Origin of the sequence: Blautia sp. An249 (assembly GCF_002159835.1) — a bacterium.
Taxonomy (GTDB): domain Bacteria; phylum Bacillota; class Clostridia; order Lachnospirales; family Lachnospiraceae; genus Blautia_A; species Blautia_A avistercoris.
This window is the reverse complement of sequence record NZ_NFJL01000026.1, coordinates 1-24,572: the sequence shown is the minus strand read 5'-3', so window position 1 is coordinate 24,572 and position 24,572 is coordinate 1. Positions and strand designations below refer to the sequence as shown.

The window sequence follows — 24,572 nt, the reverse complement described above, 5'->3', positions numbered from 1 at the left end:
CTCAGAGTAAATTCAGAGTTGCCTCAGCGTTATCTCAGACTTCGTGTGTTATTCTTGCCTTGAAATGAAAAGGAGGCAAGAAACTTATGAGTGAGTATATGATTGAAACCCGGGATCTGACCAAGAAGTACGGAACCCAGTCCAGCGTTTCCCATCTGGATATCCATGTGAAGAAAGGGCGCATCTACGGGCTCCTGGGGCGTAATGGAGCAGGGAAGACTACTACGATGCGCATGCTGCTGGGTCTGACAGCGCCCACTTCGGGAGAAGTGAAGATATTCGGAAAGCCATTCGCAGGAAATGAAAAAGAGATCCTGCCCCGGATCGGCTGCCTGATCGAGTCACCGGGATTTTATCCCAATCTTACGGGGACGGAGAATCTGAAAATATTTGCGGATCTGAGAGGACTGCGAAGCCCGAAGTACATTAAGAGCGCGCTTGAGCTTGTCAACCTGCCTTACCGGGATAAGAAATTGTTTTCCCAGTATTCCCTGGGAATGAAGCAGCGGCTGGCGATCGCCCTGGCAGTCATGCACAATCCGGAACTGCTGATCCTGGATGAACCCATCAACGGGCTCGATCCGATCGGGATTGCGGAGGTCCGTGATTTTATCCGGGAACTGTGTGATGCGATGGGAAAAACCATTCTCATCTCCAGCCACATCCTGTCTGAGATTTCCCTGCTGGCGGATGATGTGGGGATCATTGATCATGGGAACCTTCTGGAAGAAGAGAGCTTAAAAGAGCTGGAAGAGAAAAATGCAAAATATATCCATTTCTGTGTATCCAACGCCCAGAAAGCGGCCCAGGTTATTGCATCATCTTTTGGAAGCAAAAATGTCCAAGTTTCGGACGGTAACAACCTGTACCTGTATGATACAGATCTCCCGGTAGAAAAGATCAACCGGAATTTTATGGAAGAGGGGATCGGTATCCGGGAAGCTCATCTGTGCGAAGATACACTGGAAGATTACTTCCGGAGGATTACAGGGGGTGAGGGGATTGCTTAAACTGATCCAGTGTGAAATGAGGAAGCTGAAGCGGAAACATTTCGTTTCCTTTGTGGTCTTCGCGGCACTTTTATTCCCCATTCCTTTTACAGCGCTTGTGCTGGCGGGCAGTGTGGGGAACTTTACCGGTTTTGAAGCCGTATTCGGTCTGCTGGTGACCATGGGAATGCCTATCATGCTCCCGGCAGCCCTGGGGATTATCGGGGCAATGATGTTCTTTATGGAGCGGGATCATGATACGTTGAAAAACCTGCGGGTCCTCCCAGTCTCTCCACTTAAGATTGTGACAGCCAAGATCGCGGTGCTTTATATCCTGGGGCTTGTCTTTGCCCTTGCCACAATGCTTTCCTCTATGGCAGGGGGACTGATCGCGGGAAGTGAACTGTCCAATATGGGGGAGAACATCGGGATCGCAGTGATCACAGCACTGCTCTATACGACAAGTATCCTGCCTGTTGTGATTGCCATCGTGGGATTTAACCGGTCTTATATCTTTTCGATCATTCTGACCTTTTTCTACACAATGTTCGACTATATGCTGGCATATGGAGGAATGTTTGCCACCACAGATCCTGTGATGAAGCTCCTTACCAATATCATGCCAGCGCCCATCATTTACCGCTGGCAGGCATCAATGTTCGCGGAGGCAGGGACAGCAGCGTATACTGCGATGGAACCGTATTTTCTGCCCCTGTGGATCGTAATACTGACAGTTGCGGTCATCGGAGGATTGTCCTATCTTGCGATTGTCCGCATTTACAGCAGACGGGAAAGTTGAGGTGAGAAGAATGGCAAGTATCATAAAGACAGAATTTTATAAAATGAAGCGGTATTCCGTGATCTGGATCGGGGTAGCGACGATGCTGACGGTTGTTTTGCTCAGCCGGTTCATGGCAACGGCTTCAGACGGCGCATCACATACTCTTATGAATTTTTCATCGAATGTGATCTGGAATAACCTGGTCCTGATCTACCCGGCGACGATCACCCTGATAGCAGGCTACATGATAGACCGGGAACGGACAGATGACACGCTGAAAAATATCCTGACGATCCCCGTGTCTTTCCGGAAGCTGTTGGTCGGGAAACTGGTTGCAGTGGGCTGTATGGCAATCGTGCTGTCAGCGGTGGAGTTCCTGTTTACAATTATGATCTTCCTGGTCAGCGGTTTCCCAGGCTTTACAGCAGCAGGGGCGGGAAAGGTACTGTTCCAGATGATCGGGATCAATCTGTCCGCTTACCTTGCGGTTATGCCGGTCATCGCATTTACCGCCCAGCGAAGGGGCAGTTTCATGGCTGGCGTCGGATTCACTTTCTTCTATGGTTTTGTTGGAATGATGGCGTCCGGGCATGGCCTGAGAGATATTTATCCCATTACAGCAGGGCTGACTTTGATCGGATATGACGATGGGAGCGGGGATTTTGCAGGAAATTCCATACTGAGTATAGGTTCCCTTTTGATCATTCTGGGTGTTACAGTGGTTGTTATTGCCACGGCAAAGAACCGTGAACGCTCTGCCGAAAATAAAAAGAGGCCCCGTGGAAAGAATGTCCGTGGACGAAAAGTAAGAAGTCCAGCTAAGAAATGTCAAGAGGTGATATGAAAAAGATTAAATTTATTACAATAGAGCAAAAAAGGGTAACCTTAACAGACCATTCTCCAATATAGGACTGGTCAGAAACTAAATATTCAGAATGCTGTGTTGATTATGCAGCCTTCCTGATCTTATCGGGATGTTCTGCAGCAAAGCGTCTGCAGTGTTCTTCCGGAGTGATGATCTCAAAAGGTTTGTTATCCCGGAGCATGGCAAAGATGATGTTGCAGATCTTATGCATGACAGCGCCCATTGCTACCGGCTTTTTCTTGCCGGAACACTTCCGGGTGTAGTAGTCGTAAACTACAGGATTCACAGGTATGCCGCTCCCTTTAGCAACCTTTACGTTATTGAGCGCAGCCATATGAAGAACCCGTCTGGCAAGGCTGGAGCCACGCTTGGACATATGTACTTTATCGCCATTGAGCTTTCCGGACTGTTTGACAGCGGGGTCAAGCCCAAAGTAGGCGTAAAGCTTTTTCGGGGAAGAAAAAAGTTTAAAATCCCCCATTTCTGCGACCAGGACGACTGCACTTAAGAATCCGATCCCGTACAGGGACTGCAGAAGGCAGATCTGGTCGTAGATCAAGGTATCCTGCAGTTTCTCTACCGTCTCATGAAGTGCTTTCAGGAGCGCATCCAGATGCTTCTGGTATTCCTGGTAAGTGTCGATATAAAGACGGATACGGACAGCATTGCTAGGAAGAGCCCTGCCGAAAACAGCGGCATCCTGCGCGGCAGAGATGATGGCGTCATACTTACGCAGGGCATAAGCTTCGCCAAAACGTGCGGTACTGCGGATGATATCCACAATGTCCTCTTTGGAGGCGGCAAGCATGTCCTCAGGAAGAGGATAAGAGCTTAACAGCTTTAAGGAAGACTGTGTGGTGACTTTGCTGAAGACCTTAGCGTAAGCGGGAAAAGATACTTTCAGTTCCGCAGTGAGCTTCAGGGCGACAGCAGACTGGAGGTCCTTGAAATAATAATAATCACGGACCAGGTTTCGCAGATCGACAACAGAATCATCCGGGAGGATGGAAGTCTTGAGAGAAACATTCAGGCCAACAAGGGCAGCCTTTTTTGAATCGAATTTATCATTATGCAGTTTCCTTATGTTGATGTTTGTGCTATTCTTAGTGATGATAGGATTAATGACGGAGCAGTCAAAACCCTTATCACGAAGGAAGCACAGGAGCGGGATGTGGTAGATCCCGGTAGACTCAAGGAAGCAGCGGCTTTTGAGAGAATACGTCTCTTGTGCTTCTTTTATTTTTGTGACAGCGAGATCTCTGGACCGAGAATCAGAATGGATGATCTTAAAGGGCTTCCCTACAAAAGAACCATTGGGGAGAGCAATTGACATCCAGGTAAAATCAGCGCCAACATCAAGGCCGACAGAGAGGTAAGAAGAAACGCCGTCAATAAATGTAAGTAATCTTTTGTAATGCATGATAAACATCCTTTCCGGCAGGCATCCATTTCCATAAGGCGGATACACAACCTAGCGGCTTATACAGGTATAGCCTGAGGCTTCCCAACCAGCCAAACCATAAATCACCACCGAATGGACAGACAGACTTTCTAAGAGGTTTTCCCGGCGGAAGGCCGGGTCCCAAGGAGGCGTCGTCAATCGCCCTGCCTCAGTGATTATACCTCAGGATCTGATCTGGTGCATTATGGAAGCCACAGACACAGTAAGGAAACAATAACTTCTGATGGAGAGGGAATCCCTCCTTCAGTTATTCATTTAGATTTTGTAACTATTAACTCGTAGTCATTATTGACTACACCATTATTATACTAGGAGGTAAAGGATGATGAAAACAAAAAAGATTATGATAAGTATTTTTGCAGTCATTTTGATCATGATCTGTGTGGGAGGAGCATTTCTGGCAGCACAGAATGAGGAGTATTATACTCAGATTGATAACGATAATGTTCAGGAGATCGCGCCCCATGGTGACATGAACTATAAATATACATTACCGGCTTACGACAGGGAAGGAAATGAGAAAGAACTTAAATTTGAAACGAGCCGAGTACTGAAGGAGGATGCATTTATCTGTCTGAAAGTGAACCTGATCCGGGGCGTAGTAGAATGGGAAGAGGTTGAGTATACAGAAATGCCGGGAAAGGTGCAGAAATATTATAGTGAGTAATACTACTTCCAGACAGTGGAGGAGTTGGACGTAAAGTTATAGTCCCGGAGGCATGAGTGCTTCCGGGACATCGTTTTAAATGTAAAGAAAAAATAAAAGTTCAATAGCATATTTCACCGCAGGAGGACTGTACATCTAGTCCGTCCAGGAAGTTGTTTCCCCACTGACACATAGCGTCCAGAACAGGAACAATGCTGTGTCCGAAGGCGGTAAGGGAGTAAATGGTCTTTGGCGGTTTTTCCGGAATTACTTGGCGGTGTACCATTCCACAATCCTCCAGGGCGCGAAGCTGCGAGGAGAGCATTTTGGGAGTTGCTTTTGGTATGAGACGCTGCAGTTCCATATAATGCAGGGATTGATCCTTCAAATGCCAGAGAATGAGGGGCTTATATTTTCCGCCGATCAAAGAGAGTGTGGCTTCAACCGGGCAGTTAAACTGAGATTTTTTGTAGTTCATAAATGTGTCCTTTCTTATCAGGTACTATCTTTTAGGGAAGTATCTTCCATAAAAGTGCATTCTTGTGTAAATCTATGTTGGTGATAAAATCAACCTATGGTGATTATAACACACCAAATACATATTAGAAAGTGAGGAAGAGATACAATGGATTTCATTAATATTGCAAAGAAACGGCATTCCGTGCGCAGTTATACTTCGCAGAAAGTAGAACCGGAGAAACTGGAGCAGATATTGGAAGCTGCCCATGTAGCGCCTACCGCAGCGAATCTCCAGCCTGTTCATCTGATCGCAGTGCAGAGCGAGGAGGGATTGGCGAAGATCAGTAAGGCTGCCGGCATTTATAATGCACCGTTGGCAATTATCGTATGTGCGGACCATGAGAAAGCATGGGTACGTCCTTTTGATCAGAAGCAGACCGGGGACATTGATGCTTCAATCCTGACAGACCATATGATGCTGCAGGCAACAGAGCTCGGGCTGGGAACCGTGTGGGTGTGCTATTTCAAGCCAGATGTCCTGCGGGAAGAATTCCAGTTACCGGACAATCTGGAACCGGTCAATATCCTGGTAATCGGATATTCTGCCGACAAACTGGCGGATACGGAGCGTTTTGATACGCAGCGCATCCCGATGGATGAACTGGTTTCATATGAGAAACTTTAGTTGTTTGTGCAGTCCCGAAGGGGCTGCACTTTTATAGTTCCAGAATGTGGGTGAAGGTTTCCTCTAAAATCCATTTAATATGTTCATCTTCTAAAACATAAAAGACGTTCTTGCCCTTTTTATATGATCGGACTAACCGTGCAATTTTCAAAATACGCAGTTGATGGGATACAGCGGATTCTGTAAGCTGTACTTCTTTTGCAAGCGCACTGACACAGTATTGGTGTTTCATTAACTTCCATAGGATTTCCATCCTGGTACGATCGCCCATTGCTTTATGCAGATTAGATAGTTTTTCAAGTTGACTTTTATTAGGGGGAAATAGAGGTTGCTGTTTTTCCATAAGGCTCTCCAGTTCAGACTGTTTGATATATTGAAAATGTGCCGTGTTCCGCAAGGGAAGAGACGGCACATTTTTAGTAGCTATTCTTCGACAAAAACAAATTTCCTTACACGCATGGCACGGATGGCATTCAGGATGGCAATAACGGAAACGCCGACATCTGCAAATACTGCTGCCCACATATTAGCGTAACCGAAAGCCCCTAAAATAAGTACGATGAATTTAATGCCTAAAGCGAATATAATGTTTTGGTTGGCTATGCGAAGTGTCTTGCGTGCAATCTTCATCACGGAAGCAATTTTAGAAGGTTCATCCGTCATCAGAACAACATCGGCGGCTTCGATGGCTGCATCTGATCCAAGACCGCCCATTGCAATCCCGACATCGGCACGTGCCAGAACGGGAGCATCGTTAATACCATCACCAACAAAGAGGAGTTTCCCTTTTTCACTTTTCTGCGCTAGTAGTTCTTCGACTCGTTCCACTTTATCTGCCGGTAGAAGTTCAGTATATGCCTGATCTAAGCCAAGGCGATTTGCAACCTTTTTACCTACAGCATCGGAATCGCCGGTTAACATGACTGTTTTGCGGATACCCTCATCTTTTAGAAGATCAACTGCTTTCTGGGCATCGGGCTTGAGTTCATCCTCGATGACAATACACCCCAGATATTTTCTATCACAGGCAAGATATATGACTGTTCCGATAGTAGATGAATCCGTATATCGGATATTTTCTTTCTCCATCAGCTTTGCATTTCCGGCAAGAACTGATTTCCCATCAATGACAGCGCATACGCCATGACCGGGAATTTCCTGAACACTGGAGATCCGGTTACTGTTAATTTTTTTTCCATAAGCCTTTTTGATTGATAAAGAAATGGGATGAGTGGAATAATCTTCTGCATAGGCAGCCAGCTCCAGGAGACGCTCTTTTTGCACATTGACAGGGTGAAGCTCACTGACTGCAAAGGCGCCCTTTGTTAAGGTCCCGGTTTTGTCAAAGACAACGGTTTCAGCGGAGGCCAGAGACTCCAGATAATTGCTCCCTTTCACTAGAACTCCGATTTTAGAAGCCCCTCCGATACCACCGAAGAAACTAAGCGGTATGGAAATCACCAGCGCACATGGACAAGAGATTACGAGAAATGTCAATGCTCTGTAAACCCATGTTCCAAAATCTTGTCCAGTGATCAGCGGAGGCAGGAGAGCGAGTACAAGAGCGGCAAATACTACCGCGGGGGTGTAATAGCGAGCAAACCGTGTGATAAAGTTCTCTGTTTTTCCTTTTTTATCACTCGCATTCTCCACGAGGTCAAGAATCTTAGCTACAGTAGATTCCCCAAATTCCTTTGTGGTACGGATTGTGAGGATTCCAGTTTGATTGATACAGCCGCTAATAACATCCATGCCGGGAAGTGCTTCGCGAGGCATGGACTCTCCGGTAAGAGCGGAGGTGTCTAATGATGAAGAGCCTTTTATTATTGTTCCGTCCAAGGGGATACGTTCCCCAGGCTTTACAATAATAGAGGAGCCTATCGGGACTTCGTCCGGATCTACTTGTATCAGCTTGCCATCCTGCTCAATATTTGCATAATCAGGACGGATATCCATTAGGCTTGCAATAGATTTTCTGGATTTAGAAACCGCATAAGACTGGAACCATTCACCTACTTGATAGAACAGCATAACTGCTACGCCCTCCGAGTATTCTCCTAAAATAAGCGCTCCTAAAGTGGCGATGGTCATTAAGAAGTTTTCATCAAAAACCTGACCATGCAGGATATTTGTGATCGCTTTCCAGATAATATCCCATCCGACAACGGTATAGCAGACTAAGAAAATCCCTATTTCTATCGGTTCCTGTACAGAAAAAACCTTTCCGGAAATAAATAAGATTGTAGCGACAATAATACGAAGCAGCAAGCGTTTCTGTTTTCGTGTCATACAAAATCTCCTTTCAGACGAACACCGGCTTCTATATTCATAAGCCGGTGCGCGCATTTTTTTATACTTTAACTGTTACGTCTGGTTCGATTTTCTTGATAAGAAGTTTTGCTTCAGCAAGAATAGAATCAAACTTGTCATCCGGCGCTTCCAGTATCATCTTCTGGTTTAAAAAATTAACCTCAACATGGGTGACACCGTCGATTTTTTGAACCGCTCTCTGAATTTTGTCGGCACAATGCCCGCAGTCGAGATCGATTAGTTTAATGGTCTTTTTCATGAAAAAGATCCTCCTTTCATAATTTGTCCGTTTGGAGAAGTTTATATGAACAATTAAAAAAGCGTTTAATTGTTCATGCGGCAAGTATAAGTAGGAAAGGGAAGACCGTCAATAGGATTTGGCGGAATCCTGCCCTTTGGAGCGCAAAACCTGCTGATTGGAGTCGCATCGGAAATTCCTGCTTTTTGGATTGAAAAGCCTCCACTCTGGAGCGTACAAAAGGATATTTAGGTATTTATAATGAAAATCGGTCTAAGGAAGACCGTTTGTGCAGACGCAATGATTGGGGCGCAAGGTATCTCTCCCCCTATTGATACCGAACGCCCCTTCCTATGACCAGATTCGGGTCCTGGCAGGGGAGGGGTATCTGCACGGAATATATAAAGAAAGAAGGGATGAAATTGCAAAAGGATCAGTTTGACATTACTGGTATGACTTGTTCGGCATGTTCTGCCAGAATTGAAAAAAGTGTGGGAAAGCTGTCCGGAATCAAAGAAGTATCTGTAAATCTGTTAAAGAATAGCATGGTTGTTTCTTATGATGAAACTGTCTTAGATATACCCCGGATTGTGGGGGCGGTCGAAAAAGCCGGCTATAGAGCATATCTTAAGCCACAGGGAACCATTAAAGGAAACAATATCGGGGTGGAACAAAAGGACAAGGCAGGAAAGAGTATTGCTGCGGAAGAATACCGACAGATGAAACAGCGTCTTTTGATTTCTGTGATTTTTACAGTACCTCTGTTTTACATATCAATGGGGCACATGATGGGTTGGCCGCTTCCGGGCTTTCTTTTGGGAATGGAGAATGCGGTAAGTTTTGCCTTTACACAGTTTTTGCTTTTACTTCCGGTTGTATTCGTAAACTTTAAGTATTACCGAATGGGATTTAAGACTTTGTTCCATGGTTCTCCGAATATGGATTCACTAATTGCTCTTGGATCTGGCGCTGCTATCGTCTATGGAATCTATGCCATTTATAAGATTGGCGTGGGATTTGGTCAGGGAGATATGGCTATTGTCCATGGCTTTATGATGGATCTGTACTTCGAATCAGCAGGCATGATTCTGACATTGATTACGTTGGGAAAGACGATGGAATCCCGCGCAAAGGGAAAAACTTCGGATGCCATTACTAAGCTGATGAATCTAGCGCCAAAAACAGCTCTGGCAGAGCGGGATGGGGAAGAAGTAGAAATTCCGGTGGAAGAGGTGCAGTTGGGAGAAATACTAATTGTAAAAGCTGGGGAGTCTGTTCCAGCGGACGGTATCCTTATGGAAGGAGTTTCTTCTGTAGATGAATCTGCATTGACAGGTGAGAGTATTCCGGTAGAAAAGTATGTAGGGGATAAGGTAATAGGAGCTACCATAAATAAGTCAGGATATTTCAAGATGCAGGCAACTAAGGTTGGAGATGATACGACGTTGGCACAAATTGTTCGTTTGGTAGATGAAGCTACCAGTTCGAAAGCTCCTATTGCAAAACTGGCAGATAAGGTCAGCGGCATTTTTGTACCAGTTGTTATCACAATTTCTGTGATTGCCTTTATCATATGGATGCTGATTGGATATGGGCTTGAATTTTCCCTTTCAATAGCAATTTCCATATTAGTTATATCCTGCCCTTGCGCCCTGGGGCTGGCAACACCTACTGCAATCATGGTCGGCACTGGAAAGGGGGCAATCAATGGAATCCTGACAAAATCAGCAGAGGCCCTGGAGGTAGCCCATAACATTGATACCGTAGTACTGGATAAAACAGGAACGATCACAGAAGGAACCCCGGCAGTAACGAATATGCTATGCAGTGTTGGGGTTTCTCAAAAAGAACTGTTGCAAATTGCGGCTTCATTGGAAAAATTGTCTGAACATCCGTTGGCAGATGCCATTATAGCGGAAGCGGAAAAGGAAAAACTTCAGATGCTAGCTGTAACTGATTTCCAACAGATTCCGGGCAAAGGAATTACAGGGAAGATTTCAGATCAGCGCTGTCTTGCGGGAAACCGGCGGCTGATGGCAGATGAGGGTATTGAGGGGGGTGGAGTTTTAAAACTGGGAGAAGAAATGGCAGTAGCTGGAAAAACCCCATTATTCTTTGCACGCGATGGTAAGCTGATTGGCGTGATTGCTGTGGCGGATGTGGTAAAAGCAACAAGCAGACATGCCATTCAGGAGTTGATACAGATGGGGCTGGAGGTAGTTATGCTGACGGGAGACAATGCAAAGACAGCAGAGGCTATCCGGCGTCAAGTTGGCGTGAATCGTGTGGTGGCAGAGGTTTTTCCACAGGATAAGGAAAAAGAAATTCGGCGTCTGCAAAGTTCAGGAAAAAAGGTTGCAATGGTCGGTGACGGAATAAATGATGCTCCGGCATTGGCACGGGCAGATATTGGGATTGCTATTGGAGCCGGGACGGATATAGCTATTGATTCAGCAGATATTGTTCTGATGAAAAGTGATCTGCTTGATGTGTCTACGGCTATCCAGCTTAGTAAGGCAGTAATCCGCAATATTAAGCAAAATTTATTTTGGGCGTTTATATATAACATCATCGGGATTCCGATTGCGGCGGGGGTATTCTATCTTCCATTTGGATGGAAATTGAATCCGATGATTGGTGCCTTTGCCATGAGTTTTAGTTCAGTATTTGTAGTATCAAATGCTTTACGGCTAAGGTGGTTTAAAGCAAAGCATTTGTCTCAAATAAAACAGGGAGATTTCCAGTTAGATGATGAAGTAGTAAAAAAGAAAGATAAAGGAAAGAAAAAGATGCAGAAAATATTAAATATTGAAGGAATGGTTTGTAGTAAAGCATGTGGAACAGGCTTTAAGGAAAACACAGGGAATCAAAGAGGTAGAAGTCAACCTTGACGAGAAATCTGCCAGAGTACAGATGGATAGGAATGTGCCGGATGATATTCTTAAGTCTGCGATAGAAGAAGCCGGATACCAGTTGGTCAATATTCAATAACGGTAATGTCTATGAAAGCAGAAAAAGTGCAGTGATAATGGAGTAAAAAGAGGAAATGGAACTTTTATTTCCTCTTTTCTTTCTTTTCGGAGTGAAAATCCTGCCAAACGGAGCGTACAAAGCAGAGACCTTTTATCTATAATTTATATAGTTAGACGCGGCTAATAATAAATGCAGGAGGAAGAGTGATGAAACAGGCACTAGATACAAGAACAAAACTTTTAACAAAAAGTCCGTGGCCTTTGATGGTAGAACTGAGTATACCTGCGGTTCTCGGTATGGTTGTGGTTGGGCTTTATAACATGATGGATTCGATTTTTGTAGGGCAAATGGTAGGTGCCGCTCAGATGGGGGCGGTATCGATATCTTATCCGTTTACCCTCATCAATGCAGGTTCCGCTGCCATGATCGGAGTTGGCTCCGCATCCGTTTTGTCCCGGGCAATCGGAAAAGGGGATGAAACTACGGTTAAGAAGATCATGGGGAATCTGGTTGCTGCGGTATTCGTGATGTCGGTTGTCTATACCGTGATCGGGATGGTATTTACCCGCCAGCTTCTCATGCTCGCAGGAGCCAGTGACAATATTTTAAACTATGCAGAAAAATATCTTCGTATTGTTTTTGCGGGTTCTTTATTTGTGAATTTCTTTCAGAGTGCGAACATGGTGATCCGTGGGGAGGGGCAGCTCAAAAGGGCTATGAGTATTATCGCCAGCGGCGCTGTTTTGAATATTATTCTTGATCCCGTCTTTATTCAGATCCTGAAGCCTTATGGAATGGGGATTGAAGGGGCAGCATATGCAACAGTCCTGTCCCAGTTTGTACAGGCAGCTGTGACCGTATGGTATTTCAAAAAGAAAAGCCTCCATGTAAGGATTGGGCGAGTCCGGATTGATGGCACGTTGCTCCCGCAGGTTTTATCCGTCGGGGTATCAGCCCTTCTGATGCAGGTGCTGACACTGGTACAGCAGACCGTTATCTATCGGGTGGCGTCAGAATATGGCGGTGAGACATCCCAGATCCTGTTAGGGGCGGCGCTCCGGTTCTGGAACTTTTCCTTTGTCCCGCTCTGGGGGATCAGCCAGGGATTCCAGCCTGCGGCAGGAACTAATTATGGTGTGGGAAAATATGAACGGGTGAAGCGGCTTACCAAAGTCTTTGTCATTGCGGCTACCGTATTGTCGTTGGTATTTTACATTCCGGTGGAGCTGTTTCCAGACAAGGTACTGTCCATGTTTATCACAACACCGGGAGTTGCCGCAGCGGGAGCAGTGAATTTCCGAATCATGTTCAGCACCTATGTCCTTCAGGGAAGTTTCCTTATTGCAGTGACTTTATTCCAGTCTCTGGGAAAAGCGCAGAAAGCAACATGGCTGGTTTTGTTCCGACAGATTATTTTGTTCATCCCGCTATGTGTTGTTCTGCCGATGATTGGCGGCATGGGAATTCGTGGCGTATGGCTGGCCATTGCTCTGACGGATGCAGTGCTTGTGGTAATCACGGTAGTGATGATGCTTTCGGAGTTTAGAAGGATGCCTGCGGGCACAAAGTAAGAGGGGTGAATGTATGTATCTCAGTGAAGGAAGGACGGGAAAACAATACAAGGTAGAAAGCATACGGCTGCCCGTTCAAATGGAAAAACGACTTGAGGCTCTTGGTATGACCAGAGGGACAGAAGTTGATGTACTGAACAGTAAGAGTAGAGGAGTCCTGATTGTAAAAGTCAGGGGAAGCCGCTTTGCCCTCGGACGAAATATTACAAGGAACATTATAGTGGGGTGAGAGAATGCGTGAAAATATGACAATTGGCTTTATCGGCAATCCAAACTGTGGGAAGACTACACTTTTCAACACTTTCACAGGTGCAAATTTGAAAGTGGCGAACTGGCCAGGAGTAACCGTGGAGAAGGTGGAGGGAGCAATCAAAGACCATGACTTGAATATTCGTCTGGTAGATCTTCCCGGTACATACAGTCTGACCTCCTATACAATGGAAGAAACTGTGTCACGGCAATTCATTCTCAGTGACGAGGTGGATGTGATCATTGATGTCGCAGATGCCTCCGCTTTAGAGAGAAACTTATATCTGACCTTGCAGCTTCTTGAACTGGGAAAGCCAGTAGTGCTGGCACTCAATATGATGGACATAGTAGAAAAGCGAGGCATGGAGATTGATCTGCATAGATTACCGGAGATGCTGGGAATCCCGGTCATCCCGGTATCAGCAAGGAAACGGGTGGGGCTGGATGTGCTGCTTCATGCAGCGGCGCACCATAAGGACTGTACAGATCCGACCTGTCTGATCCATCATCATAAATTCTCGTCCCGGCATCCCCATGACCATCATGCGGAATATGCAATGGTTTACAGTGATAAGATTGAAGATAAGATCGACCTGATCACAGAAGAATTAAAGAAGAGTTATCCGGAGATAGAGAATTACCGCTGGCACTCTATTAAACTGTTGGAGCAGGACAAGGAGATCACAGAGAAATATCCCATCTATCTGCCACAGGTAATCGACCGTAATTATGAATCAGATTTGATCAATGAGAAATATGACTTTATTCAGGAGATTATCAGTGAAGTGGTCGTCAATAAAGAGAGGCAGGAGCAGATGACTGAAAAAGCGGACCGGGTACTGACACACCGGATCTTCGGAATTCCTATCTTTCTGGGGATTATGGCCGTGGTATTCTTCTTGACATTTACGATCGGGGACTGGCTGAAAGGTTATCTGGAGATGGGGATTGAAAGCCTTTCCGGACTAATCCGTGATGGACTGACGGCTACCGGGGTAAATGAAATGCTCCGTTCCCTTTTGGTGGACGGGATTATTGCCGGAGTAGGAGGCATTCTTACTTTCCTCCCGAATATTTTCATACTCTTTTTAGCTCTGGCTTTTTTGGAGGACAGCGGATATATGGCCCGTGTCGCCTATGTGATGGAAGGGGTTATGAGTAAACTGGGATTATCTGGCAGGGCATTTATCCCGATGATCTTAGGATTTGGCTGTACGGTTCCGGCAATCATGGCTTCAAGGGCATTGGAGAATAGGAGAGATCGTTTTAAGGTGATGCTTGTAACGCCGTTTATGAGCTGCAGCGCGCGGCTTCCGATTTATATTCTTTTTGCAGAGATGTTTTTTGGAAAGAAAGCGATGCTGGTTGCGTATTCTATGTACCTGATCGGCCTGATTGTAGCGATTCTGGTTGCAGCAGTGCTTCATCTGATTGACCGCCGGAGAACGGAAAACTATCTCTTGATCGAACTTCCGGAGTACAAGATACCCAGTGGAAAAACTGTTGCTATCTATGTGTGGGAGAAAGTGAAGGATTATCTGACTAAAGCAGGGACCACGATTTTTATAGCATCCGTCGTGATGTGGGTGATTTTGAATTTCGGTGCGGAAGGTTACACGACAGAGATGGCAGATAGCTTTGGCGCTGTCTTGGGACATCACCTCGTACCATTCTTTATGCCTGTTGGCCTGGGCTTCTGGCAGATTGCAGTGGCACTCATTGCCGGAATCTCAGCGAAAGAAGTGGTAGTTTCCAGTTGTGCCGTGCTGTTTGCCGTGCCAAATATCAATTCCGGATCTGGGATGGACGTATTGACAGGGATACTGGAACGTATGGGATTCGGGCCGCTGAATGCACTGTGCTTGATGATCTTCAGTCTTTTGTACATTCCTTGTGCGGCTTCACTGGCAACAATCCGGAAAGAAGCCGCGAGTACAAAGTGGATGCTGTTTTCTGCAGTGTTCCAGTTGGCAGTTGCATGGATCGTTACGTTTGCTGTATATCAGATTGGAAGTTTATTGTGAGGAAAAAGAAATGAAAAACAGAAAATGGTTATACATAGTTACTGGATTAGTGGTATTGATTATCATAACACGACGATTATTTCACAAAAGATAAGAAAGGAAAACGCTGTAAGTGTATCAGCGGGGAATAGAAATGAGTATAATAGAAACAATGAAAAATACAGCATTTTCAAGTGCTGTACATACAGTCTTAAATTATCTGGAAAAAGATCCGGAGACGAATTTTCCAAAGGCGATGGATATTGTAGACAAGGTGTTGCCGGATGGCTGGTATGAAAGCCAGCGAGCGGCATTTCGCAGGGCGATTGTTGAGGAGAGCAACTGGTATCAGCTAATTCAGAAAGTCTATCAGCTTGATGAAGGCGTGAGAAAGACATTTTTCCAGAACTTTATCGTTAATTCCGCCCTGAAAGGATCTGCCATTCAGACTGAAATCAAACAGAGGGAAAACTGTAATATCCCGTGGGCGATTCTGCTTGATCCTACGTCAGCGTGTAACTTGCACTGTACGGGCTGCTGGGCGGCGGAATACGGGTCTAAGCTCAATCTGAGCTTAGAAACCATAGACAGGATTATTCGTCAGGGCAAACAGATGGGAACCTATATGTATATCTATACGGGCGGCGAACCGATGGTGAGAAAAAAGGACCTTCTTACTCTCTGCAAAATGCATCCGGATTGTGAGTTCCTTGCCTTTACCAATGGGACTCTGATTGATGATGAGTTTTGCAGGGAGATGCTCCGGGTAAAAAACTTTGTGCCGGCAATCAGTCTGGAAGGGTTTGAAGTTGCCAATGACGGACGGCGTGGAGAAGGTGTCTTTCAGAAAGTACAGGATGCTATGAGACTTCTGAAAGAACATAAGCTGCCTTTTGGAATTTCCACCTGTTATACCAGCGCGAATTATGCGGATATTAGCAGTGAGAAGTTTTTCGACATGATTGTAGAGGCCGGGGCGGTGTTTGCGTGGTTCTTCCATTATATGCCAGTGGGCAATGAAGCGGTTCCTGAGCTTCTGCCGACGCCGGTACAGCGAAAAACCGTTTATAAACAAATCCGTAAATTCAGGGAAACAAAACCGATATTCAGTATGGATTTTCAAAATGACGCGGAATATGTAGGCGGATGTATTGCTGGAGGGAGAAACTATCTCCATATTAATGCGGCAGGGGATGTGGAGCCATGTGTGTTCATACACTATTCCAATGTAAATATCCATGACTGCAGTTTGCTGGATGCGCTGAAAAGTCCGATTTTTATGGCTTATCATGACGCTCAGCCTTTTAATGCGAATATGCTCCGGCCGTGCCCGATGCTGGAGAACCCGGAGAAGCTGCGGACGATGGTGAAAAGGACGGGGGCAAAGTCAACAGATCTGCGGTCCCCGGAACCTGTAGATCATTTATGTGATAAGTGTGAAGCATATGCAGAGGAATGGAAGCCTACAGCAGAGGAGTTGTGGGGAGAAAGGAAGAAAGGAAGATAGCATGATTGTAACAGGTATCATCATATTAGGGATTGCCGTTTACTCCATATGTGTCGTGAGGAAAATCTATAAAAACCGTAAGAATGGTTCGTGTTGTGGCGGTTGTTCCGGGTGTGCCGGAAAAAACTATTGCAGTAAATCATAGCGGTGCTCTGGCATAAGTCAGTAAGGCAGGAGAGTTTCTTTATTTCCTTGCGGGGAAGGATTATAATAGAATCCGAAAACGCGGAAGAGTTCAGAGATTGGAGTTGGCGGAAATGGAGAAAACCTATGTCATAAAAGATGCTGAAAAAGTTCTGGTATACCAGATTGAACAGGGCGGAACGCAGGAAAGGAAGCCAATGAAAAAGATCCCTATAAAATATATGAAAGAAATGTCATTACCTACCACGAGGGATTCTGAAGGTTACTGTGCACTTTACAAAATGGACTGCGGGGATGGACTGGGACTTATGACTGTCTATCAGGTTTATCCGGGAATCCAGGTGATTTATAATGATTTTGAAGCTGCTGGATGTGCATGGGAGGAGAATCTGGACCGGGATATCCTGGAGATCAACCATTGCAGGGAAGGGCGGGAGGGAAGCCGTCTCTTAAGCGGCTCCTGCCTGTATCTGGGAGAAGGAGACCTCTCCATCCATACAATGGATAACTGTGCCCCGGAGATGAGCTTTCCGCTGAGGCATTACCGGGGAATCTCCGTTTTAATCAATCTGAAGATGGCAGCAGAAGCCCCACCAGAGATCCTGTCGGAGAGTGGAATTGATATCCTGAAGTTTAAAGAGAAGTTCTGTCATGACGGAAATTGCTTTATCATGCGGGCAAAAGATGAAATCGAACATATTTTTTCTGAACTTTATTCTGTGCCGGAGTGCCTGCAGAGACCGTATTTAAAACTAAAGGTTCAGGAATTACTGCTGTTTCTATGCATGGTCGATGTATCAAAGGAGAAGCAACGGACACAGTATACTTCACCGCAGGTAGAGCTTGTAAAAGAAATTCATAAAAGGCTTACTGCAAATCTGCAGGAACGGCCTACGATCGAAGAATTGTCAAAAGAGTACCTGATCAACACAGCTACGTTAAAAGACACATTTAAAGGAATTTACGGGCAACCGATCGGCGCTTATATGAAAGAGTATAGAATCCGGCAGGCAGCGGATCTTTTGAGACAGACGCAGGTATCCGTCGCAGAGATTGCCAGTCAGGTCGGGTATGAAAATCAGAGTAAGTTTGCCAGTGCGTTTCGGGATATCATGAAGATCGCGCCGGCAGAGTACAGAAAACAGAGCAGTGATGAATAAGAAGAGCTTCATAGGTGATATGACAAAAGCGCTTTTGAAAAGCAGGTGATTATTTGGGAAAATGATGATTTTGACATTTGAAGAAGGAGAGGAAGAACTTTTAGAAAGAGTGATGTCTGTCCTGCCTTTCCCATCAAAGATTTTAGAATGCAAGCCTCAGAACAACCGTGCAATCAATATTTCGGGATTGTCTATTGATCCAAAAGAGCATATGGTAAAGTACAAAGAAAAGGAGATATTCCTGACAAAGACAGAATACGGAATTCTTGAGTACATGGCAGAGAGACCAGGGCAGACATTCAGCCATATGCAGATTTATGAAGCGGTATGCCCAGGAGAGGCAGAAGATATCCACAATGCAGTACAATGTCTTATTTGTGCTCTGAGACAAAAGTTAAGAGATTGTGCACATAAAGAATATATTCAGACTGTACGAGGTGTGGGATATAAATTCATAGCTCCGGAGCATGAAGGTTTCTCGGAAAAGTCGATACATGATTAAGGGGAGGGGGAGCGCCTGCCTTCACATTCCCTTTATCTAAGCAGTACAGAATCCGTCAGAGTATAGAAAATAGAAAAAGTGATGAGGGAATCCATAGACTTAGGATAGTCAGTGGATTCCCATTATCGGAAGTTCAATGTATATTCTTTTACATATCATTTCGTCGTAATATTTCTATGATGCTTTCATCTTTTGTCTTTCTAAGGATCAGCAATGTTGATGTGGCACAAACTACAATAATTACGAGAAATAGGATTAAATTGTTTATTAACGGAAATTCAAATGGTATCCCGTATATATTAAGATTTTTGAATACAAAATATCCTGCTGGTATACCTATTATTATTGCAATGACAATAGATAAAAACGCATAACATAAACTTTCAGAAACAACCATCTTTTTTAACTGCCTTCTGGTCATGCCGATGCTTTCTAAAACAGCAAATTCTTTGGAACGATTTTGTATACTTCCAGACATCATATTCAGGTAATTTGAGATTGCAAGAAGCATAACGATAAGTCCTATGCTTCCTCCCAGAATTGTTATCTGGTTTTCAGAATTCTTCATTTCAGAGTATCTGCTTAGTTTTGAGTCAGTGGAGACAAGCGGATTGTCTTTTATTAAATTCATGATTGAGCTTTCCGTACTTTCAGAAAATGCTTCTTCATAATCAATTTTAATCATTTCAATCAGCGGCTGTTTTACAAGTTTTTCAAAATATTCATCGCTGATAATTAGATCAGGAGTATAACCGGCAGAATAATAAGCCGGATCATTGTTTAATAATGCCCCGATTTCCACAGACGCTTCTTCATTCTGCGGGGAATCTCCTGGAATAGAAAACATGACCTTTTTTCCAACTATTCCGTTACCTTTTTTAATAAAGATACTGGAAGCAAAGGCTGTATCACCATTCTCGAACGCATCCTTATCCAACGGTTTTTCCAATGTCTGATTGAGCCGTTCAAATTCTAAATCGTCAATCCCAATAATCCTGCAGGTAAACGAATAATAATCAGGCTGTTTTTTGTACAATTCTATATCTTTGTCATAATCGCCGGGTGAATATCTGGACTGATACAACTCTTTGTAATATTCCCCATATACATTTTCCTGATATGGTACGACTGCCGTTGTAGATTCTAATACCCTGACCTCTTTTACGCCTTTAGTGTCTTTTATTGTTTTAATCAGATCTGGACTTATAGCCTGTTTTTCATTGTCGGAAAGTAATGTCTGATTTAAAATTCTTAAATCATAATCATAAGAATGATTTAATATATTTGTAGCATTATTTGCATAAATGACTACATTTATAACGAGAAACAGTGATATCGCCAGACTCAGGGAACACATGATAACAAAAAATTGTTTCTTATCGCGGAACAAATTTGTCTTTACCATTGAGCGTATATCTCCGCCATTTCTGACTTTTTCCCCGACATTTGAGGAAGGTGCTCCAATATATCTCAATGCCTCAATGGGAGAGCAGTTCATAGCTATTTTTGCAGGCTTCTGACTGCTGAATATCGTTGTGGCAAAAGAGAACAAAGCAGCAGCGGCAAATACCCATATAGAAACCGCTTTGATATCGCTGACCGCAATTGACGGGTTAAGAGCATGTAATACTTGAGGGATTACAACTTTTCCTACAATGGAGGAACCAATCAAGCCAAGAGGAATGCCAATTACCGTGTTCCAAAACATCTGTTTATAGATTATTTTTCTGATCTGAACAGACGTGGTGCCAATTGTCTTAAGCTGTCCATAATATCGAATATCTTTGTTGATAGATATATATAAAGTATTATAAATAAACAGATATCCACTCAAAAAAACGAGGAACAGCAGTGCCAGAAGCCCGATTATCGTTTTACAGAAGTTAGAAATTGTATCATAGTCAGCTTCTATGATTTGATTTCCGGATAATTCAATCTGGTTCTGCATTTCTGTTATATCACTTTCAGAGTAAAGCGGATTTGTGAGGGAAATCTTTAATTCTCCCTGTGTTAGATCTGTTTGATGAACACCTGTTGTTCTATAAAAATCTTCTGAGACAAAGCCTTTATCTGCTCCTGAATAATCTAAGAACCAACCGCTTAAAATGAAAGTCTTTGCGATCTCTTTATTATTGCTGCTTTCCTCTAATGTTTGATATATAAGGGGAAGCTCCATACCAATTTCAGGGTCTTTAATCCCCATAGCGTTTAAGGCACTCTTTGACAGCATAACTTCGTTTTCCTTCTGCGGATACTCCCCACTGTAGTAATCCAGCGCAGGAATCGTCTGATTTTCCCAGCAAACATTGTCTAACCAAAATAATCGTATTTTGTCCAGTTCTCTATCTTCATATTTTGATAAAACTGCACATTTCACGCTAAGGCCGGCATACTTTACTTTATCCATTTCACGAATTGCAGACACCTGATCGTCTCTGGGTTCTGTTAATGCTATATCATAATCCATACCCTGCATTCTTTTCTGCCGAAGTGCTACTGTGTCCCAGTAACTCGATCCTATGGATATTACGGTACATATTAGAAAGGTTGTGAAAAAAATCGCTGCAATCGTCAACAAATTTCTTTTTTTATTGGCGGTATAGGTTGTTTTGGCGAGGTCTTTTATCACCTTGCTGTTATTGACTTTGAGCATCCTATTCACCGCCTTTCATGATTTTCCCGTCTTCCAGGCGTATAATCCTGTCTGCCATTTGAGCAATTTCATCATTATGTGTTATCATCACAATCGTCTGCGCCAGTTTTTGGCCTGATATTTTCATTAGACCTAGAACATCCTGGCTGGTCCGGCTATCAAGATTTCCTGTTGGTTCATCTGCAAGAATAATGGCTGGTTTGGATGCCAGAGCCCTAGCCAGAGCAACTCTTTGCTGCTGGCCGCCAGATAGCTGAGACGGCATAGAATATTTCTTGTTTTCTAATTTCAACAGTCTGAGTATCTCGGTGATATAATTATTGTCCGGCTGAATTCCGTCCAGTTTAATCGGAAGTACAATGTTTTCATATGCATTCATGTGGGAAAGAAGGTTATAATTTTGAAAAACAAAACCTATTTTTCTTCTCCTGTAAATTGTTAATTCATCACGGGACAGCTTGGAAATATCTTTCCCATCAATCAGAATTTTTCCAGAAGTAGGATTGTCCAATCCACCGAGCATGTGCAATAATGTGGATTTTCCGCTTCCGGATGTTCCGACAATCGCCAGAAATTCTCCTTCTTTAATATCCAAATTTACTCCATCCAACGCCTTTACCGTATTTTCTCCCATCTGATAATACTTTTTCAGATCTTGAACTGATAGAATATTCATCTTTCATCTTCCTTTCTTCGTTTGACCTGATAATAACAAAGACTTCTTTCTCAAATCTTTCTCAAAAGTGACACTTCTGACACAATTTTAGATTGAGAAAAAAGCCCGGTTAAAAATTTTGACAAGACAAAAATACTTCAACAGTTGTTCCTGTATTTAATTTAGATTTTACTTTTATATAACCCTGCTGTTTCCTTAAAACTTCTCTGGCTAAATATAAGCCGATTCCAAAGCCCTGCTTGTCAGTCACATTCGTACCTCTGTAAAATCGTTGGAAAATCTTTCCTTGCTCTGCTTCTGGAATACCGATACCTTGATCAATAATTTGGACACAGATAAATGATTCGTACAAAATAGAGTTAATAGTTACAGAAGTCCCATCGGGAGAATATTTAATAGCATTTTCAATGATATTAGTAAACACTTCTTCCGTCCACTTTGGATCAGCATACGCTTTACAGGCGCTATACTTTGTAATAAGCTGGATTTTCTTTCTCATTGCGTCTAGTTCGACAGACTGACAGCTTTTCCTGATAACTGCATCAAGGTCAATGAATTTAGGTGATACTGAAATAATCTCCTGCTCTGCATAAGAGGATTTCAGCAATTCTTTCATAAAAAATTCTAATTTTCCTGTATTATTGTTTATCTTATCTGCCAATCGAAGCGATTCTGAATCTTCGATCCTTTCTATAAGCAAATCTGTATATAAAGTAATATTGGCAAGAGGAGTTCTGATTTGATGGCTAATATTCGTAATGAGTGACTTTACAATGTCTCTTTCTTCCTCAGCAGCTCCCTTTTGCATACGATATATTTCCATAATCCGGTTCAAACGTTCAGAAATTGCCGAATCTAAGGATTCATCGTAGGAAAGTTCTATCTGTTTACCGCCTAATATTTCATCGGTTTTGTTAAGAAAATTTTGATACTGGGTTAATAATTTGTTTCTGTACCAGCGGATGACCAAATATATAAGCACAATATTTATTACGATTAAAAAAAATAGAATGATATATAGATTCATTTATATATTCTCCCACATATAGCCCTTTCCATAAATAGTCTTGATATATATTGGATTAGAAGAGTCGTCTTCCAGCTTTTCTCTCAACCGTCTTATTCCAACCGAAAGAGCATTATCTTCCACGTATTCTGTTCCTTCAGGCCATACCCACTCCAACAGACGTTCTCTAGTTATGATGATATTGGGATTTGATATCAACAGATATAAAATTCGCTGTTCTGTTTTGCTTAGTTCAATCGGCACACCATTTTTGTAAAATTCCATTGTTTCAAAGCGAAACAGAAAGACAGCGTCCTTGTATTCCTGCTCATACCTTACCGCGGATCTTCTAAGTAATGCTCTTATTCTGGCACGAAGAACCATTAAACTAAAAGGTTTTGTAATATAATCATCTGCGCCGCTTTCCAGTCCTTTTACAATATCCAGTTCCATGCCCTTTGCAGTAAGAAGAGCAATGGGATTAGATATTTTCTGCTTCAGCTCACGACAAAAATCCACTCCGTTTCCGTCAGGAAGATTAATGTCAAATATCATTAAATCAAATTTTTGTTTTTGTATAGCAACTTTTGCGTCTGCGATTGTCTGGCATATGATAAAATTTAATTCTTCACTTTGCAGGGACAATTCTATTCCCTCCGCTAAGTCGATATCATCTTCCAAAATTAAAACCATTTTCTTCATTATGTAAGAGTCTCCTCATGACAAAGCCAGATTTAAGTGTATATGGTTCATCGATTTTTATGAACCATTATAACAGTTATTGTATTTAGTAAAAATAGATTTGTAAAGTATGAAAATCAGTTATTCAATATGATACAATAAGCAAAGTATGAAATTAGGAGAAAATTTTTCTCTTCATAGTGTCTGTTTAAATATTAAAGCCGCATTACCAGTTTAAATATTAAAGCCGCATTACCTACCTTGTATTATTCGAGAAAACGAATTACAATATTAAGATTGGAGGTGCAGTATGGATTATACGACATTGAAAAAAGCTGGCGAAAAATGGGGCGTGACCCCTCGTTGGATAAATTATTACTGTTCTTCGGGCCGTATTTCCGGAGCCGTAAAAATGGGGACTGTCTGGCTCATTCCAAAGAACGCGGAAAAGCCCATTGATGGCAGAACAAAAGAAGCGAGGAGAAATCGAAATGGAAAATAAAATTATGCTGATTGAAGATGATGGAGAAATCAGAGAAATGGTAAAAGATTATTTATCGGGAGAATTTGAAGTAACAGCCTTTCGTGATGGTACAACAGCTATTCAAACAATCGCGGATTATGACAAATATTCTCTTGCCCTCATTGATCTCATGCTGCCAGATATGAGTGGAATGGAAATTATAAAAACCATTCGCCAGTCCAGTAATATTCCAATCATCATCATTACGGCAAAGGACAATGATACAGATAAATCATTGGGATTGAATTTGGGAGCTGATGATTATGTGGTAAAGCCATTTTCATTGATAGAACTTTCCGCAAGGATAAAAGCCAATATTAGGCGAGCAAAAACTTATCAGCCATTGCCGGACAAAAATTCAATTCTCAAAATCAAGGGCATAGAAATCGATACAATCAGCCATACAGTAACGCGCAAAGGAACACCCATAGATTTGACACCCATAGAATTTGAAATCTTACACCTTTTGGCAAGCCATCCGGGACAGGC

The 24,572-nt window shown here is 43.2% G+C and carries 23 protein-coding genes and 1 pseudogene; 15 read left to right on the top strand and 9 right to left on the bottom strand.

Annotated elements, in window-relative coordinates:
* Positions 1 to 86: 86 nt before the first annotated feature.
* The 3 genes from B5F53_RS17440 to B5F53_RS17430 are packed head-to-tail and all read left to right on the top strand — an operon-like array spanning position 87 to position 2,614.
* Positions 87 to 1,010 (top strand): ABC transporter ATP-binding protein, encoded by a 924-nt coding sequence (locus B5F53_RS17440; protein ID WP_087226232.1) that lies wholly within the window; start codon positions 87 to 89, stop codon positions 1,008 to 1,010.
* Positions 1,003 to 1,788 (top strand): ABC transporter permease, encoded by a 786-nt coding sequence (locus B5F53_RS17435; protein ID WP_087226229.1) that lies wholly within the window; start codon positions 1,003 to 1,005, stop codon positions 1,786 to 1,788. The genes B5F53_RS17440 and B5F53_RS17435 overlap by 8 nt, the downstream gene beginning before the upstream one ends.
* Positions 1,789 to 1,798: 10 nt before the next feature.
* Complete coding sequence (locus B5F53_RS17430; protein ID WP_087226316.1) at positions 1,799 to 2,614, top strand: ABC transporter permease; 816 nt, start codon at positions 1,799 to 1,801, stop codon at positions 2,612 to 2,614.
* A 103-nt stretch (positions 2,615 to 2,717) separates the two neighbouring features.
* On the opposite strand, the gene B5F53_RS17425 is transcribed toward B5F53_RS17430, so the two are convergent.
* Positions 2,718 to 4,055, bottom strand: coding sequence for an IS110 family transposase (locus B5F53_RS17425; RefSeq protein WP_087226226.1), 1,338 nt, complete (start codon positions 4,053 to 4,055; stop codon positions 2,718 to 2,720).
* 364 nt (positions 4,056 to 4,419) lie between these two features.
* Here B5F53_RS17425 and B5F53_RS17420 point away from each other — a divergent pair, with 364 nt between their 5' ends.
* The gene (locus B5F53_RS17420; RefSeq protein ID WP_242970361.1) at positions 4,420 to 4,764 is read left to right on the top strand and encodes a YxeA family protein; all 345 of its coding nucleotides are present in this window, start codon (positions 4,420 to 4,422) and stop codon (positions 4,762 to 4,764) included.
* 100 nt (positions 4,765 to 4,864) lie between these two features.
* Here the strand turns inward: B5F53_RS17420 and B5F53_RS17415 are convergent, their stop codons facing one another.
* Positions 4,865 to 5,221 carry a winged helix-turn-helix transcriptional regulator gene (locus B5F53_RS17415; RefSeq protein WP_087226223.1) on the bottom strand — a complete coding sequence of 119 codons (357 nt, stop codon included), beginning with the start codon at positions 5,219 to 5,221 and terminating at the stop codon, positions 4,865 to 4,867.
* Positions 5,222 to 5,368: 147 nt separating this feature from the next.
* Between B5F53_RS17415 and B5F53_RS17410 the strand changes: the two genes are divergently transcribed.
* Complete coding sequence (locus B5F53_RS17410; protein WP_087226220.1) at positions 5,369 to 5,887, top strand: nitroreductase family protein; 519 nt, start codon at positions 5,369 to 5,371, stop codon at positions 5,885 to 5,887.
* Positions 5,888 to 5,918: 31 nt separating this feature from the next.
* On the opposite strand, the gene B5F53_RS17405 is transcribed toward B5F53_RS17410, so the two are convergent.
* The 3 genes from B5F53_RS17405 to B5F53_RS17395 form a co-directional block, all read right to left on the bottom strand.
* Positions 5,919 to 6,230, bottom strand: coding sequence for an ArsR/SmtB family transcription factor (locus B5F53_RS17405; RefSeq protein WP_087226217.1), 312 nt, complete (start codon positions 6,228 to 6,230; stop codon positions 5,919 to 5,921).
* Between the two features lie 80 nt (positions 6,231 to 6,310).
* Positions 6,311 to 8,176, bottom strand: coding sequence for a heavy metal translocating P-type ATPase (locus B5F53_RS17400; protein WP_087226214.1), 1,866 nt, complete (start codon positions 8,174 to 8,176; stop codon positions 6,311 to 6,313).
* A 61-nt stretch (positions 8,177 to 8,237) separates the two neighbouring features.
* On the bottom strand, positions 8,238 to 8,456 hold the full coding sequence (locus B5F53_RS17395) for a heavy-metal-associated domain-containing protein (RefSeq protein WP_087226212.1): 219 nt from the start codon (positions 8,454 to 8,456) through the stop codon (positions 8,238 to 8,240).
* A 395-nt stretch (positions 8,457 to 8,851) separates the two neighbouring features.
* Between B5F53_RS17395 and B5F53_RS17390 the strand changes: the two are divergent.
* The 8 genes and pseudogenes from B5F53_RS17390 to B5F53_RS17355 all read left to right on the top strand — a co-directional run bounded on the left by B5F53_RS17390 (position 8,852) and on the right by B5F53_RS17355 (position 18,544).
* Positions 8,852 to 11,426 (top strand): annotated as a pseudogene (locus B5F53_RS17390) (heavy metal translocating P-type ATPase).
* A 188-nt stretch (positions 11,427 to 11,614) separates the two neighbouring features.
* On the top strand, positions 11,615 to 12,979 hold the full coding sequence (locus B5F53_RS17385) for an MATE family efflux transporter (protein WP_087226209.1): 1,365 nt from the start codon (positions 11,615 to 11,617) through the stop codon (positions 12,977 to 12,979).
* Between the two features lie 13 nt (positions 12,980 to 12,992).
* Entirely contained in the window at positions 12,993 to 13,208 is a 216-nt protein-coding gene (locus B5F53_RS17380) for a FeoA family protein (protein ID WP_087226206.1), read from the top strand.
* A gap of 4 nt (positions 13,209 to 13,212) precedes the next feature.
* Entirely contained in the window at positions 13,213 to 15,252 is a 2,040-nt protein-coding gene (feoB, locus tag B5F53_RS17375) for a ferrous iron transport protein B (protein WP_087226203.1), read from the top strand.
* Between the two features lie 133 nt (positions 15,253 to 15,385).
* Positions 15,386 to 16,738, top strand: coding sequence for a radical SAM protein (locus tag B5F53_RS17370; RefSeq protein ID WP_087226310.1), 1,353 nt, complete (start codon positions 15,386 to 15,388; stop codon positions 16,736 to 16,738).
* Positions 16,677 to 16,883: a FeoB-associated Cys-rich membrane protein gene (locus B5F53_RS17365; RefSeq protein ID WP_330396235.1), complete on the top strand. Its 207-nt coding sequence runs from the start codon at positions 16,677 to 16,679 to the stop codon at positions 16,881 to 16,883. The genes B5F53_RS17370 and B5F53_RS17365 overlap by 62 nt, the downstream gene beginning before the upstream one ends.
* Positions 16,884 to 16,995: 112 nt before the next feature.
* Positions 16,996 to 18,042: a helix-turn-helix domain-containing protein gene (locus tag B5F53_RS17360; RefSeq protein ID WP_087226197.1), complete on the top strand. Its 1,047-nt coding sequence runs from the start codon at positions 16,996 to 16,998 to the stop codon at positions 18,040 to 18,042.
* Between the two features lie 70 nt (positions 18,043 to 18,112).
* Positions 18,113 to 18,544: a winged helix-turn-helix domain-containing protein gene (locus B5F53_RS17355; RefSeq protein WP_162610645.1), complete on the top strand. Its 432-nt coding sequence runs from the start codon at positions 18,113 to 18,115 to the stop codon at positions 18,542 to 18,544.
* A gap of 148 nt (positions 18,545 to 18,692) precedes the next feature.
* Here the strand turns inward: B5F53_RS17355 and B5F53_RS17350 are convergent, their stop codons facing one another.
* From B5F53_RS17350 to B5F53_RS17335, 4 genes are all read right to left on the bottom strand, one after another.
* Positions 18,693 to 21,197 (bottom strand): ABC transporter permease, encoded by a 2,505-nt coding sequence (locus B5F53_RS17350; protein ID WP_087226191.1) that lies wholly within the window; start codon positions 21,195 to 21,197, stop codon positions 18,693 to 18,695.
* 1 nt (position 21,198) lies between these two features.
* Positions 21,199 to 21,873: an ABC transporter ATP-binding protein gene (locus B5F53_RS17345; protein ID WP_087226188.1), complete on the bottom strand. Its 675-nt coding sequence runs from the start codon at positions 21,871 to 21,873 to the stop codon at positions 21,199 to 21,201.
* Between the two features lie 109 nt (positions 21,874 to 21,982).
* Entirely contained in the window at positions 21,983 to 22,900 is a 918-nt protein-coding gene (locus B5F53_RS17340) for a sensor histidine kinase (RefSeq protein ID WP_087226185.1), read from the bottom strand.
* Positions 22,901 to 23,581, bottom strand: coding sequence for a response regulator transcription factor (locus tag B5F53_RS17335; protein ID WP_087226182.1), 681 nt, complete (start codon positions 23,579 to 23,581; stop codon positions 22,901 to 22,903).
* Between the two features lie 289 nt (positions 23,582 to 23,870).
* On the opposite strand from B5F53_RS17335, the gene B5F53_RS17330 reads away from it, so the two are divergent.
* Complete coding sequence (locus tag B5F53_RS17330; RefSeq protein ID WP_087226179.1) at positions 23,871 to 24,062, top strand: DNA-binding protein; 192 nt, start codon at positions 23,871 to 23,873, stop codon at positions 24,060 to 24,062.
* On the top strand, positions 24,052 to 24,572 hold a 521-nt coding region (locus B5F53_RS17325; RefSeq protein WP_162610644.1), incomplete at its 3' end, for a response regulator transcription factor. The genes B5F53_RS17330 and B5F53_RS17325, both read left to right, overlap by 11 nt.

What these genes read in the sequence shown, in the direction of transcription:
- B5F53_RS17340 (WP_087226185.1), bottom strand. Translation starts at nt 22,900, where the DNA reads ATGAATCTATATATCATTCTATTTTTTTTAATCGTAATAAATATTGTG.
- B5F53_RS17415 (WP_087226223.1), bottom strand. Translation starts at nt 5,221, where the DNA reads ATGAACTACAAAAAATCTCAGTTTAACTGCCCGGTTGAAGCCACACTC.
- B5F53_RS17380 (WP_087226206.1), top strand. Translation starts at nt 12,993, where the DNA reads ATGTATCTCAGTGAAGGAAGGACGGGAAAACAATACAAGGTAGAAAGC.
- B5F53_RS17440 (WP_087226232.1), top strand. Translation starts at nt 87, where the DNA reads ATGAGTGAGTATATGATTGAAACCCGGGATCTGACCAAGAAGTACGGA.
- B5F53_RS17335 (WP_087226182.1), bottom strand. Translation starts at nt 23,581, where the DNA reads ATGAAGAAAATGGTTTTAATTTTGGAAGATGATATCGACTTAGCGGAG.
- B5F53_RS17345 (WP_087226188.1), bottom strand. Translation starts at nt 21,873, where the DNA reads ATGAATATTCTATCAGTTCAAGATCTGAAAAAGTATTATCAGATGGGA.
- B5F53_RS17420 (WP_242970361.1), top strand. Translation starts at nt 4,420, where the DNA reads ATGATGAAAACAAAAAAGATTATGATAAGTATTTTTGCAGTCATTTTG.
- B5F53_RS17330 (WP_087226179.1), top strand. Translation starts at nt 23,871, where the DNA reads ATGGATTATACGACATTGAAAAAAGCTGGCGAAAAATGGGGCGTGACC.
- B5F53_RS17425 (WP_087226226.1), bottom strand. Translation starts at nt 4,055, where the DNA reads ATGCATTACAAAAGATTACTTACATTTATTGACGGCGTTTCTTCTTAC.
- B5F53_RS17385 (WP_087226209.1), top strand. Translation starts at nt 11,615, where the DNA reads ATGAAACAGGCACTAGATACAAGAACAAAACTTTTAACAAAAAGTCCG.
- feoB (WP_087226203.1), top strand. Translation starts at nt 13,213, where the DNA reads ATGCGTGAAAATATGACAATTGGCTTTATCGGCAATCCAAACTGTGGG.
- B5F53_RS17350 (WP_087226191.1), bottom strand. Translation starts at nt 21,197, where the DNA reads ATGCTCAAAGTCAATAACAGCAAGGTGATAAAAGACCTCGCCAAAACA.
- B5F53_RS17410 (WP_087226220.1), top strand. Translation starts at nt 5,369, where the DNA reads ATGGATTTCATTAATATTGCAAAGAAACGGCATTCCGTGCGCAGTTAT.
- B5F53_RS17405 (WP_087226217.1), bottom strand. Translation starts at nt 6,230, where the DNA reads ATGGAAAAACAGCAACCTCTATTTCCCCCTAATAAAAGTCAACTTGAA.
- B5F53_RS17360 (WP_087226197.1), top strand. Translation starts at nt 16,996, where the DNA reads ATGGAGAAAACCTATGTCATAAAAGATGCTGAAAAAGTTCTGGTATAC.
- B5F53_RS17430 (WP_087226316.1), top strand. Translation starts at nt 1,799, where the DNA reads ATGGCAAGTATCATAAAGACAGAATTTTATAAAATGAAGCGGTATTCC.
- B5F53_RS17400 (WP_087226214.1), bottom strand. Translation starts at nt 8,176, where the DNA reads ATGACACGAAAACAGAAACGCTTGCTGCTTCGTATTATTGTCGCTACA.
- B5F53_RS17370 (WP_087226310.1), top strand. Translation starts at nt 15,386, where the DNA reads ATGAGTATAATAGAAACAATGAAAAATACAGCATTTTCAAGTGCTGTA.
- B5F53_RS17365 (WP_330396235.1), top strand. Translation starts at nt 16,677, where the DNA reads ATGCAGAGGAATGGAAGCCTACAGCAGAGGAGTTGTGGGGAGAAAGGA.
- B5F53_RS17395 (WP_087226212.1), bottom strand. Translation starts at nt 8,456, where the DNA reads ATGAAAAAGACCATTAAACTAATCGATCTCGACTGCGGGCATTGTGCC.